Source organism: uncultured Pontibacter sp., assembly GCF_947502515.1.
In the GTDB taxonomy this organism is placed as follows: Bacteria; Bacteroidota; Bacteroidia; order Cytophagales; family Hymenobacteraceae; genus Pontibacter.
This window is the reverse complement of sequence record NZ_CANNAI010000002.1, coordinates 808,822-822,022: the sequence shown is the minus strand read 5'-3', so window position 1 is coordinate 822,022 and position 13,201 is coordinate 808,822. Positions and strand designations below refer to the sequence as shown.

Sequence of the window (13,201 nt, the reverse complement as noted above, 5' to 3'; positions counted from 1 at the left end):
TTCTAATTACTGATACAAAATTAAGGTATACGTTGGCCCCGTACAGTGATGTAAGTCACATAGCGTTAATCTCGGGTAGATTGTTGTTTTTTTTAGTTCTCTATACCTAGAAAGTGATCTGAGTGACAAAATTAATGTTGTGAAAATTGGTGTTGTAGTACATATCCTTTAGCGGAATGTCCATGTCCGGAGAGGTCCTGCCAATGTAAAGTAAGCGGAAACTGAGCCCATCCAGTACAGGCTTCGATGGACGGTAGTTCAGGTCAGCGACCCAGCCCCAATAGGACATCGCACCGTATTTATTATACCTGTAATCATCCGGTGCCGGGAGCCACGACCTGGCCAATGCTAACTCTGACGTAAAGTTTCCTGACCATTTTTTGCGGGCCTTGGCCACGAACAAATCTGATTTGCCAACACCCTCCAATCGTCCTCTTGAAATAGTCGCAAAAAACTGCTCTCGTCCCCATTCCCTTGGAAACAGGAAGCGACCGTCCCCGTCAATGTGCAGGTAGTTGAGCGACAGATGCAGATCCTCTGGTTCGTAGGCCAGCATACCACCAGCCAGCCATTGCTTCTGGTCAGGGAAGTATACCTGCGTGCTTTCAGGGTTGCCGCCGTCACCGATCTGGAACTGGTAAAGTCCCTCTATACCTGCCTTTACCTGTGGCGCTACTTCTACTACCGCTCTGCCATAACTGTTGTTGGATACATTTTCAATCCAGTAGTTCCATGCTTCGGCCTGGAGTTGCTTGCTTGGATTAAGCTGCAAACCAGTCACAGCCACACCTTTGGTATGCGTTTGGTGTGTGTAGGCAGATGGGTTGCCAAATTCATCTACTCCCAGTGAGAATATTCCGATTGTTTCGCCTGCCTTAAACCACTCCACAGTACTTCGGGGAGAGAAATGATCAAACCAGGCCAAAGTGAAAAGTCCTTTTCCCTGAAGCGGCAGCTGCACTTTTATACCCTGAAATGAATAGGGCTTCATGCGTGTGTCCTGTGGGTTCATCAGGGGGGAAGCAAAGCAGAAGCGACCCACCTTCGCCCGAAGCTTTGCGGAGTTATACTCCAGGTATAGCTCGTCCAAACGGTCCAGATCCGCTTTGTTGTGGGGATCTTCTATATCGAAAAGCTCCAGCTCTAATTTCGGGTGTTTTTCAGAGATGAAGTCCCTTTCCCAGATATTGGAGGAGAACAGGTTATAAGTAAATAATCCGGCAAAACCGAAGCGGAAGCCATGCAAAGAGGCGGTTTTGTACCCGATCTCTGCTCCGATGGCATTGGCGTAATTGTCGGAGAGGGAGCCGTGGTTGAACGTGGCCATAAAGTAGTTGCGCACGTGTCCCTCTACTTCTCCTTTTGTGAACAACTCTTTTACACTCTTTATTTGCACAGTGTCTGCTTCCAGTCCAGAGCCATGCGTTTTTTCAGCGGCATGATGTACTTGAGCGGCAGCGCTGTTCCACCACAAAGCGCTTAACAAAGCGGTTGCAAGCGCAAGTTTTATTTGCATAATGTGATAATCGTATGGTCACGGGAGAGTTATAGCTCTCCCGGTTTAGGTAAGTGAAATTGTTTTAGTTGAGGTGATAGGTAAGGAACGGCCGGATGCAGTGGTTCACAAGCGTCTCAGCGATGCTGCCGTAGAAGATGTGGCTGAAACCCTTGCGGCCATGTGTGCCGATCAGTACCAGGTCTATCTCTGACTCCTGGTTAAAGTTGCGCACGCCTGCCGGCACTTTATCGTCACTCTTAAAATGAAGCTCGTAGTTCTGCAGTCCCAGCTCCTCCGCAAAGCGCTGCATGCTGGCTTTGATCGAGTCCAGTTTCGGTGCATCCCCCTTGTCAATGATCTGCAGGAGGTGCAACTGGGCACCAAACAGCTGCTGCAGTGTCTTGATGGTGTTGACAGACTGCTCAGGCTGTTTCTCGGCCGAGAAATCTGCTACCCACAGGATGTTTTGAATCGGTGTGATGGAGGCATCCTTCTGGATCGTGATGACAGGTATATGCGTATGGCGCACCACGTGCTGCGCTTCTGAACCGGAGAGGCGCTCGAACCAGCCATCAGCTCCCTCGGTGCCCATGATGATCAGGTCAATCTGCTGCTGCTCAGCATACCTGGTCAGGCTGGTGGTCAGGCCGCCGTATATCACTGCGCTGGTGAAGTCCATATCAGCCTGCTTCCTAAGCTCGTCAAACTGCTGCTTCACCTTTTGTTCCTGAGCATACATCTTATCTCTGTCGATACTTTCAGAGGAGTCCGTGGTGCCGGCCCACTCGGCGGCATTCACCTGAATCACATGTACAAGGTGGAGGTTGAGAGGAGTTTTCTCCAACAGGAGGTTCAAAAACTGCAGTGCCTTGAAAGATACCGGTGTGAAGTCTACGGGCACCATGATGTTGAGTGTCTTTTCCATTGTCTGTTGCTTGCTTATCGTTTGTGTCGCTTTATAATAACTTGTATGATTTTATGTCAATTGACAGTACAAAGATCCTCAGCAGATAGGCGGCGTTCAGTGACTATGGTTACATAAGCCCGGATTTTTGAGATAATGCTACATGGAGGGCAAACAAGAGAAGGGAGGAGGGTCTATAAAGCAACTAAAGTATTATAAGGTAGGTATATGCATGCAGAAAACCGATTTGATTTTAACAGGTATAGTGCATGATGAAGACTCCTGGCTTACTCGCTCACCTGACCTTATTATTTCTGTTTATACTGCTGAGTAGCGCAACAGCCCTTGCCTGCACCACCTGCAACCGGCCTCTGCAGGCGGCCATCTTCGACGAAAGCTTTCTGAAACTTTTCTTTTACATGCTGCTACCTTTCCTGGTCATCGGTGCGGCGGTGTATCGGCTGAACAAACTCAAATAACAAGCTATGAAAAGACAAATACCCATCGAAGAAGTGCAACCTCTTCGTACTGGTCCGTTGATCGCAGCAGCTACCCTGATCGGTATTGGGATGGGCGGCTTTGTGGACGGTATCGTCCTGCACCAGATCCTGCAGTGGCATCAGATGATCTCAGCTAAATTACCTCCTGACACGCTGCTGAATAAAGAGACCAACATGTTCTGGGACGGGATATTCCATGCCTTTACATGGCTCACGACGGCGCTAGGCATTTACTTGCTCTGGCGGGTGGTATACGAACGCAAATCAGTCCTTTCTAACCGGATATTTGGTGGCAGTCTGTTGCTTGGTTTTGGCATTTTCAACATCGTGGAGGGCATCATCGACCACCACATCCTGGTGCTGCACAACGTGCGTGAGATCAGTACGAATCAGTCAGCCTGGAACTTCGGATTTCTGGGAATATCTGTGGTCATATTGATTGCCGGTTGGATGCTTATACAGCAGGGCAGGCGAGAGGTGCAGGCAAGCACTTAGCGTAAGCTATTGAATGCAAACCTTCCTGGTATGGAATGAGCCGCTGGCCCTGTATGAGCTGTGGTAAAATGTGTAAGTGTCTTAGCTAAGCTGCAGCAAAGCCTTTCGGCAGGTTTCACGTCCCAGTTCGATCTGGCTTTTGGCTTTGTAAAACTCAAATATCGAGCAGGAGTTCGCTGGTATTTCTACCAGTACATCCGGCGGGTAGGCCTGCAGCATTAACCTAGTGAGCCGGTCCTGGGTCATGTGGTAGGTCAGCAGCAAAAGCTCTCTGAGAGAGTAATCTGAAAGGGGCGAAGCTTCACCGGAAGTGCTCTCCGTGTCTTGGCCCGTCCGGTGCAGCCATTTCCAGAGGGCTGATACCGCCTCCGGGCTTTCATTCACTTTTTGCGTTGGTTTTTCTTCGAGTGGCGGGCCATTCAGGTTAACCGCCAGTACTATTTCATCGGTGTTTTTTTGCACCAGGTTGAGTGGGAGCGGATTGAGTACGCCGCCGTCCACCAGAAACTGCCCGTTTTCGAGCACGGGCGTAAAAACACCGGGTATTGCAATGGAGGCCCGCAAGCCTTTGTAGAGGTCACCGGAAGTATAGTGTACCTCTTCGTTTTGGAGCATGTCGGTGGCCACCGCTGTAAAGGGTACTTTCAGTTTTTCAATCTCCTGCGGACCGGTCACTTCCCGCAGCAGGTTAAACACCTTTTCGCCCTTGATGAATCCCTGGCGGGTAAAGGTGAAGTCGAGCAATTGAAAGACCATGCTTCTGGTCAGGGTAAGTACCCAGTCCCTGTAGGCCTTGTTGAACCCGGCCGCATATAAGCCGCCTACCACAGCTCCCATTGAACAACCCACTACGCTGACAATTTCAAAGCCCTCTTCTTCAAGCACTTCTATAACGCCAATATGGGCAAGTCCGCGGGCGCCGCCGCTCCCGAGCACCAGGTGTACCTTCTTCTGTTCCATGTTGGGCCAAGATAATGTTTTTTGCCCGAAGTGCTCTTTTCTGACTCCTCTTTGGTCCAAAAATGGTCCCTTTGAGACTTGCTCTACACAAGAAATAACTGACAACTGACCCTGCTTGCAACGAGTATCACTATATATTCTGGTCCAATTACTCAACCTGTCAAAAAGTTTTTCGTTTAGCTCTCTGAACTTGCATAACATCGGCTCTGCAAGGTGCTCAATTACGTTTCTTTTAATTTCTATGGATAAAATCTACTCGTTCAGTTATAGAGAACAGGCCAGACTTATACTTTTTACAGTACTTCTTATAGCAGCGGCACTTACAGGATCCAAAAGTATAGCTGCTCCAAACGTATTTTTTGCCACAGCCCCTGCTGCTGTCAAAGCACAGCCCTCCCTTGTTGGCGCCATCACCGTTCAGTGGAATGCCGTGACGGGTGCAAGCAGCTACGTGGTGGAGCGGTCGCTGTTTGCAGGAGCTGGATTTCAGGAGCATGCCACGGTGCCTGTTACAAACGGAAAAAACATCTATACCTACCGCGACACGGGTCTGGGCTACGGCGAAACCTATTACTACCGCGTAAAGGCTGTGACCAGTTCAGGTGATTCTCCCTGGAGTAGTCCGGTCAGCGCCACCACGCATGCGCAAACCAAGAATTTCAACATCATGCCGCTCGGCGACTCCAATACACACGGCACCGTGTCAAGTGACGAACGACCTGATTCGCAGCGCATATCGTACCGCAAGCAATTATATGATCTGCTGATGGGCATAAACGCCCGCTTTACCTATGTGGGGAGTGAGCGCTCCGGCAGCGAGTTTTTAGCCAATGACCAAAATGCAGGTTTCTCCGCTGCCCGCACAAACGACATCCTGGACCTGCTGCGTACAAGCAGCTACCGCAACCAGATGGGAGAGCAGGTGTCGCGCGGAACAGGCACCTACCTGGACAAGTATAACCCCGACGTAATCCTGCTGCACCTGGGCACCAACGGTGGCTTTTACGGCCTTTCTGATGATGACCGAACCATCGGGGAAATGGCATCCATACTGGATGAAGTAGATGCCTATGAGGCACGGGCAGGTAAGGAAGTTACGGTTGTGCTGGCCCTGATCATCAATCGTATTGAAGATGCCAACTCGCCCGGCACCTCCGAGCTGACAAGCCGATTCAACCAACGCCTGAAAACAATGGCTGAGAACCGCATCCGCACACGCAGCGACCGTGTGATTGTTGTGGACATGGAGCGGGAAGCCGGGCTAAAGTATGCATACTGGTGGACGGAAGCCCAGGGCGACATGCACGATCTGGTGCACCCCCATACAACGGGTTTTCAGAAAATGGCGAATCAATGGTTCAAAGTTTTGAATCCGCTCATGAAACCGGCCAGTACGGCTTCCAATAACCCTGAGACCTCCATCACCAAAAAGCCAAACGAGATATCGAACAGCAGGTCTGCCTCTTTTGAGTTTGCCAGCAACAAGAGCCCGGTGTTCTTCGAGGTGAGTCTGAACGGCGGCGACTATGAAGCTGTGAGCAATCCCTATACCTTAAACAATCTGGCCGACGGGCGCTATACCTTGTCGGTGCGGGCCGTAGATGCAGCCGGCCGGAAAGACGCCACACCGGCAACCCATACCTGGACCATCATTACAGAACCTCCGACACCACCTACTTTTACAGCAGTCACAGAAGACCGCGGTCCGGTTAGTAATGACCGGGTGACCTCCGACAACACCATTCGTCTGTCAGGTAAGGCGCAGAGCGGCGTGGAGGTAACTGTGCGTGAAGTAGAGCGGGGTGAATTGGGCAAAGTGAAAGCAAATGAAGCCGGCGATTGGTCCTTCAACTACGAGGGGACCACACTGCCAGCCGGCGTATATCGCTTCACAGCCATCGCCACTGATATTGCGGGCAATGTGAGCAAGGTGAGCAATACCTTTACGGTGACCATCGACCTGACCCGGCCGGATATTGTGATCAGTACGGAAGCCAAAGCTCCCGTGCGGGAGGCTTTTCAGGTACAGCTTAAGTTTACGGAGGAGGTATACGGACTGGCTGCCGGCGATATCACCGTCACAGGTGGAACTGTGAGTGATCTGAAAGAAGTAAATAAATCCACGTATACTGCTACTATTACGCCACCCGCCAATGGCCAGGGTACGACAGCTCTTAGTTTGGCGGCCAACAAAGCAACTGACCTGGCTGGTAATGGCAACACGGCTTCTAATAAGCTGGAGATCGCCTATGACCTGAAGCGGCCGAAAGTCACGCTGAGCGCAGATGCCCCACAAATTGTGAAGGCACCTTTCACTGTTAAATTTACATTTGATGAAGCGGTAACAGGCTTTGTGGCGGCTGACATCAGTGTGCAGAATGGCTCGGCGGGCAACCTGAAATCCGAGAGCGCCACGATTTATACCGCGACGATCAGCCCTGCAGCTGACGGGGAAGTCGTGGTCAGCCTGGCAGCCAACAAAGTGACTGACGAAGCCGGCAACGGCAACGAAGCTTCTGCCGAACTGAAGCGGCTCTATGACGTGGCGCCGCCAACAGTAACATTGTCCACCACAGCAGGCAACCTCAGCAATGCGGCTATACCTGTTACAATCACTTTCAATGAGCCTGTTACGGGACTTGCCTTAAACTCCTTCAGCGTAACGAACGGCAAACTGAGCAGTTTGCAGAAACAGGATAACACGACCTACACCGTGCAGCTGACACCCGATAAAGACGGGGAAACAAGTTTGCAACTTGCCGCTGACAAGGTGGAAGACCAAGCCGGCAATGGCAATACGGCATCAAACGTTCTTAAACGCCAGTACGATGCCACACCACCAACTGTAGCCCTTAGTACAGATGCCTCCGAACTCACCAACGAGCCTTTCACTGTCAACTTCCGCTTCAGTGAAGTGGTAGAAGGCTTTGCGGTAGGCGACATCACAGTGGCGAATGGCACAGCCAGTGAGTTCAGCAAAACAGGCGATCAGACGTACAGCGCCGTGATCAAACCAGCAGCCGATGGCCAGGTAACGGTGCGTGTAACGGCGGGCATGGCGCAGGATGCGGCGGGTAATCCAAACACTGCTTCCAATACCCTGGGTATACAGTATGACAGTACGCCACCGGCTGGCTATGCTGTGGCTTTCTCTACAGACAAGGTGGAGCATAACAACCAGCAGAATATTTCTTTCAGTGTAAAAGGAGCAGAGCAGGGGGCCACATACTTCTATACCATCAGCAGCGACAAGGGCGGCACGGATGTGACGGGCACCGCCAGTACGACGGCAACCTCCTTCAATGTACAAAACCTGGATCTGAGTGGTCTGCACGATGGTACGCTAACACTTACTTTTTACCAGGTGGATGCCGCCGGTAACCGAGGTGCAAACGCCGTGGCTGAGGTAGTGAAGATGACGAAGAACATTGTGATGGTGAGTAGCATAGATGCGATCTCCGTCCCGTTCCGAACTGCATTTGAGGACCTGCAACTGCCTGCGCAGGTACAGGTGCGCTATACCAATGGCGAAGAAGAAGACCTGGAAGTGGAGTGGCAGCCCGGCAATTACAATGGAATGGAAGCCGGCTCCTATACCTTAAGCGGGGAACTGGTGCTCAAGCCGAACACTACCAATCAGGACAACCGCAAGGCCAGTATCACAGTCACGGTGGAGCCAAACCAACCGCCAACGGCTATCGCTATCAGCCACAACTCCTTTCAGCCTAATGCTAAGCCGGAAGATGTGCTGCTGACGTTCAGCACCACCGACCCCGACGATGATACGCATACCTATGCCCTGGTGAACGGAGAAGGAGACAGCCACAACACCTACTTTGAGCTCCGAGATGATCAGCTATACCTGAAGTCTAACGAGGGGCTGTCGGGCATACGCAACTTCAACATTCGGGTGCGCACGACTGATCCTTACCGAAACAGCTTTGAACAAACTTTCACCTTGAACAAGGAGGTATACCAGCCAGCCAATCCGATCAAACTGGTGAACGCTTTCTCGCCGGACAACGACGGCATCAACGATACCTGGACCGTACCGGAACTCAAATTCTACGACGAGATCAGCATACAGGTATTTGACCGGGCAGGCAGGAGACTGTTCCATACCACCAATCCCGAGCAGGGTTGGGACGGTCGTAGCCAGGACGGACAGGTGAAAGAGGGTTCCTATTTCTATATCATCGAGGTGAAGGATATCAACCTGGTGCAGAAGGGTGTATTAACAGTACTTAAGTAAGTTTTCATGAACAGATTATTCGTAACAGCTATATTATTACTCACCATCACAGGCCTGCAGGCGCAGAACCGGAAGTACATCAGCAATTTTTCAGCTTACCAGCACTTCTACAACCCTGCACTGACAGGTAGTGAAGGCTCCATGCTTCGCACCTATTACCGCAACCAGTGGACAGGATTTGAGGATGCCCCCAAGACGCTATTCTTCTCAGGTGAGCTGGACATGGCGGATATGAACAAAACCACGGATCGTACCCGTCACTATCAGTACCGCGACTCGCGCAGCAATTACATGGGTGCCCGCCATGCCTTTGGCCTCATCGCACTGCAGGAGCGCTTCGGCCCGACAAGAGAGACGCAGCTCGGTCTTAACTATGGTACCGGAGTGCTGCTTTCACAATCACTTAGTCTGCGCTTTGGTACATCGCTCACCTTCAATAATTTCCGGCTCGACGGCAACAGCCTGGTGGTGGACAACACAGGTGACCCGCGATACCAGCATGTACTGGGCGACCAGAACAGCATGAGTAAATTTGACCTGAACCTGGGTTTTGCGCTGGCATCCGCAAATTATTACCTGGGTTACGGGATGCAGGATATTACCAGGGGCCACTTTATGAAAAGTAGCGACAATTTTATGAAAGATGTCTATACCCGCAAACATATTGCGCAGGCCGGGTTCCGCACCGCCATGTCAGATCGTTTCGGGCTGATTGTGAATGGCCTGTACCAGTATGATGAACAACTTAAAAGCACAGTCGAAGGACAGGTGAAAGCAGTGTATAACGATATGCTATGGGCAGGAGCGGGCTACCGCAACGACCAGGCTTTCCATGTGGGGGCTGGTCTGCACTACCGCCAGTTCCGCATCACCTACGCCTACGAAAGCCCGGTACAGGAAGCACGCTCGATCAGCCGCTCCACCAACGAGATCGGCCTGGCCTATACCTTCCGTCAGGCGAATCCAAATCAGCAGAGCGGGCTTACTTTCTGGTAATGCCCGATTGCCTACAGTGGCCGGGGAATCGGAATTTTAATGTCGAAGGCGGTGCCTTCTCCGGGTGAGGAAACCACAGTCATGCTTCCATGCAAGCCATCGAGCAGGTGCTTCACCAGTTGCAATCCCAATCCATAACCCTGCTCCCCTTTGGTGCCGGTCGTGGAAGAGGATTTGCCTTGCATCACACCTCTTACCTGTTCTTCCGTCAGGCCTATACCTGTGTCACTTACCCGGATATGAAGCAGGGATTTATTTTCGAGGTCTTCCAGCCTTAGCTGCACCGTCACGCTTCCCAACGGTGGTGTAAACTTGAATGCATTCGAAATCAGATTCCCGGTGATCTGCATCAGCCTTTTCTTAGGGAAAGGCCTGTCTGCCTGCATCGTATCGATCTCCACATCAAAAGTGATCCCTTTATCAGTAGCCTGTGGCTGATAGAGCTCCAGCAGACGCTCGCGCAGCGTGTTCAGGTTCAGTTCATTTTCACCCAGACCGGAAGTCTCTTGTGCAGTTTCCTCCTCGTTCGCTGTCAGGATCTCATCAGACAACTTAAGAATGGACTGGCCGCTCTTGTAGATCAGATTCATGAAAGTCAGAACTTCCGGCAGTTTGTTTTTTTCTCCCTTTTTCAGGATAAGGTCTGCCAGTCCCACGATACCGCCCACAGGCCCTCTGATGTCGTGCGCCACCCTTCGGTTCAGCTGTCCGGCTTCTTCCAGTTTCTGGTGCATCGAATGTATAACCTGGTGCACCACCAGGCGGTGCACGATCTCGCCTGCAATGATCTTTAGCAATTCTATTTTTTCAGGAGAGAGCTCCTTTATATTCCGGTCCAGTACGCAGAGTGTGCCGATATTGTAACCCCGCTTCGTACGGAGAGGCAATCCGAAATAGTACTTGAGATCAGGATTACTTTTTAGACTCCGCAGATTCATGAACCGCTCATCCTGCATCAGGTCTTTGACCTCTAAAGGATCGGGTTGTGTGATGGCATACTGGCAGACAGATTCTTTTCGGGGTATATTGCCAGTCGGGAAACCATACCCTGCCACCGTCCATTGGGTGTAGGCGTCAAGCAGGTTTACAAGCGATATCTCCGTGCCGGCCACATGCGCGGCCAGCCGCACAAGGTCCTTGAAGCTATCGCTTAGATCGCCATAGTCAAGGTCGAGTTCTGAGAGATCAATAAGACGCTGAAACTCCTCGTGCTGTACAGTTTCCTGATCCGGCATAGGCTCAAGTATTTGAAGGTTGTCCATCTCTTAGTATTTACGCAGTACACCAGCTGGTTCTGCCATTTTTCTTCTTTCCGGCATAATTGCTTCTACTTTGTGCTGCAACTGATGTGCCACAAACAGCGCCGCCATAAACAGAATCGCCGCCACGACCTGGTGCAGCACACCCAGACTGATGGGAACCACCAGTACCAGGGTCGCTATGCCCAGGCCAACCTGCAGTATCGTGACAAGTAGCAGAAACCTCACCGCTGTCCGAGTGGTGCCTGGCAAGTCCTGCTTGCTTAAGTAGCTATAAAACAGCACTACAAAGATCAGTACAACAAATGCGAACCAACGATGCATGAACTGCACTGCTACGCCATTATCAAAGTATTGCACGATCGATAAGCCATTCAGGAAGCCAGGAAAGAACTCTCCCTGCATGAGTGGCCAGGTGTTATAAGAAAAGCCCGACTTCAGTCCTGCCACAAAGGCCCCCAGCACAATCTGGATCAGTATAGCGAACACCAATAACCAGGAGAGGGAGCTGTAGGCCCGAAGTGCAGGGGACTTCTGTCTCACCGGTGCCACCAGGTCAGCAATGGTCCAGAGAATGACACCGATCAGCAGCAGGGCCAGTGTCAGGTGCGCGGCTAGTCGGTAATGGCTCACGTGCGGCATTTCACTCAGGCCGCTCATCACCATCACCCAACCCATCACGCCCTGGGCCATACCGAGCAGCAGGATGAAAACAAGGCGCTTCACCAACCAGGGTGCCAGCATTTTGCGGTACAGGAAATACAGGAAAGGTACAATGAAAACGATCCCGATGATGCGGCCCAGCAGGCGATGCAGGTATTCCCACATAAAGATCTGCTTGAAGCCCGAGAGTGTCATGCCGAAGTTCAGCTTCTGGTACTCCGGAAACTGCTTGTACTTCTCAAACATAACGAGCCACTCGTTTTCAGAGAGCGGCGGCAGCGTGCCTGAGATCAGGTTCCACTCGGTAATGGAAAGGCCGGAGCCGGTGAGGCGGGTGATGCCACCGATGACCACCATGGCCAATACGAGCACAATGCCGCTGATAAGCCAGAGAACGACAGGTATAGAAGCAGGTTTTTGATGCATAACATGGAAAAGAACAAATATCCAAGTTTTTGACCTGCCAGAAGATGATAAATATCACTTTTTAATAAAAAATACCACTCAGATGCCTCGCACAGTATCTAATATTTTTGCGGGAGAACTTTTAGGAGAGATGTCGTCAAAATCACCCCGAAGAGCTTTCAGGGCATACCTCTCTTCATCAATTTCTCTGCGGCTGCGGATGCCCAGCGCCCGCATGATGGGCAGGGGAGGGCACCAGCCCTGTATGCCATGCTGCAGCAGGAAAGTAGTGACAATACCCGGCAGGATGAACCAGCGCTTGTTTACAAAAGCTCCCAGCAGGGTGCCGGACAGTGCCAGCGTGGAAGCGTTGACCTCCAAAGTACGTTCGATGCTCCATTCCTGGTCGAGTTCGCGGATGCGCTCTGAAATCTCCTCGTGACTGCGGCCTTTGTAGCGAGCTATACTTTGACGTATGTGATGATCCACCCGTTCGTTGGTTTCATCAAAAGAGCTTTCCCGCACACGCCCCTGTTCTTCCTGTTCTGTATTATTCATTATCTTCTTCCAGTTTGTGTATCTTACTATAATGCTATACGCGGTTGTATGAATATTTAGTTGTGCCAGAACAGAATCATGTCTGCAGGAAGATGCCTTTTGGCATAAATCTTCGGCTTTCTATCGTTTTTTGTAAGATTTACTACGAAATCTGTAAGTTCATCTTAGGTTTGCTGCCTACCTTTGCAAAAGAAACTGTATCTTCGTCTGAACGAGCGTACCTGAATTTGAAGCTGATTCGCACCATACTGACCCTGACACTGGCCCTGCTGGTTGTTTTCTCATCTGTGGGGATGACGATCACGCAGCATTTGTGCGCAGGTGAGGTCATGGCAACAGCTTTCTTCTCGCACAGCGCCGCCTGCGAAATGGAGAAACAGCGTGAAAGTCTGCCGGATTGCCACAAGCCAGCCATGGACGATGACTGCTGCCAGGACCAGACGATTGTGCTGGAAGTAGAGGACGAGCAAGCGCTTAGTCCGACTTTCAAGCTATCCGTTCCGGACATGACCTTCATCGCTGCTTTCACAGCCGCATGGTCTGCTCTTTTTGAAATTTACGAACCGGCCTATACCCATGTGCCGGATTATTCCCCTCCTTTGCTTGCGCAGGACATCCCTGTGTTTGTGCAGTCCTTCCTCATATAAACCTGCTTTTTCGATGATGCCCGGCCTTTTTGGTCAGGTATAGCTATTGGCTTTCCCTATCGGG

Annotated in this window: 11 protein-coding genes; 5 read left to right on the top strand and 6 right to left on the bottom strand. The window is 51.2% G+C overall.

Annotation, left to right across the window (positions count from 1 at the left end; genetic code table 11):
• Positions 1-106 precede the first annotated feature (106 nt).
• Entirely contained in the window at positions 107-1,516 is a 1,410-nt protein-coding gene (locus Q1A54_RS08235; RefSeq protein ID WP_299986624.1) for a porin, read from the bottom strand.
• A gap of 64 nt (positions 1,517-1,580) precedes the next feature.
• Entirely contained in the window at positions 1,581-2,423 is an 843-nt protein-coding gene (locus Q1A54_RS08230; protein ID WP_299986622.1) for a universal stress protein, read from the bottom strand.
• 248 nt (positions 2,424-2,671) lie between these two features.
• Between Q1A54_RS08230 and Q1A54_RS08225 the strand changes: the two genes are divergently transcribed.
• Both Q1A54_RS08225 and Q1A54_RS08220 read left to right on the top strand, forming a co-directional pair.
• The gene (locus Q1A54_RS08225; RefSeq protein WP_299986620.1) at positions 2,672-2,881 is read left to right on the top strand and encodes a hypothetical protein; all 210 of its coding nucleotides are present in this window, start codon (positions 2,672-2,674) and stop codon (positions 2,879-2,881) included.
• Positions 2,882-2,887: 6 nt separating this feature from the next.
• Positions 2,888-3,397, top strand: coding sequence for a DUF2243 domain-containing protein (locus Q1A54_RS08220; protein ID WP_299986618.1), 510 nt, complete (start codon positions 2,888-2,890; stop codon positions 3,395-3,397).
• A gap of 81 nt (positions 3,398-3,478) precedes the next feature.
• Here Q1A54_RS08220 and Q1A54_RS08215 read toward each other — a convergent pair whose 3' ends face one another.
• On the bottom strand, positions 3,479-4,357 hold the full coding sequence (locus tag Q1A54_RS08215; protein ID WP_299986616.1) for a patatin-like phospholipase family protein: 879 nt from the start codon (positions 4,355-4,357) through the stop codon (positions 3,479-3,481).
• Positions 4,358-4,598: 241 nt separating this feature from the next.
• Here Q1A54_RS08215 and Q1A54_RS08210 point away from each other — a divergent pair, with 241 nt between their 5' ends.
• Positions 4,599-8,609: an Ig-like domain-containing protein gene (locus Q1A54_RS08210; RefSeq protein WP_299986614.1), complete on the top strand. Its 4,011-nt coding sequence runs from the start codon at positions 4,599-4,601 to the stop codon at positions 8,607-8,609.
• Between the two features lie 6 nt (positions 8,610-8,615).
• On the top strand, positions 8,616-9,605 hold the full coding sequence (locus Q1A54_RS08205) for a type IX secretion system membrane protein PorP/SprF (protein ID WP_299986612.1): 990 nt from the start codon (positions 8,616-8,618) through the stop codon (positions 9,603-9,605).
• 11 nt (positions 9,606-9,616) lie between these two features.
• On the opposite strand, the gene Q1A54_RS08200 is transcribed toward Q1A54_RS08205, so the two are convergent.
• From Q1A54_RS08200 to Q1A54_RS08190, 3 genes are all read right to left on the bottom strand, one after another.
• Positions 9,617-10,867 carry a GAF domain-containing sensor histidine kinase gene (locus Q1A54_RS08200; RefSeq protein WP_299986610.1) on the bottom strand — a complete coding sequence of 417 codons (1,251 nt, stop codon included), beginning with the start codon at positions 10,865-10,867 and terminating at the stop codon, positions 9,617-9,619.
• Positions 10,868-10,870: 3 nt separating this feature from the next.
• Positions 10,871-11,953, bottom strand: coding sequence for a COX15/CtaA family protein (locus Q1A54_RS08195; protein WP_299986608.1), 1,083 nt, complete (start codon positions 11,951-11,953; stop codon positions 10,871-10,873).
• Positions 11,954-12,031: 78 nt separating this feature from the next.
• Entirely contained in the window at positions 12,032-12,490 is a 459-nt protein-coding gene (locus Q1A54_RS08190; protein WP_196117755.1) for a DUF2892 domain-containing protein, read from the bottom strand.
• Between the two features lie 227 nt (positions 12,491-12,717).
• Here Q1A54_RS08190 and Q1A54_RS08185 point away from each other — a divergent pair, with 227 nt between their 5' ends.
• Positions 12,718-13,137: a hypothetical protein gene (locus tag Q1A54_RS08185; protein ID WP_196117757.1), complete on the top strand. Its 420-nt coding sequence runs from the start codon at positions 12,718-12,720 to the stop codon at positions 13,135-13,137.
• Positions 13,138-13,201: the final 64 nt, after the last annotated feature.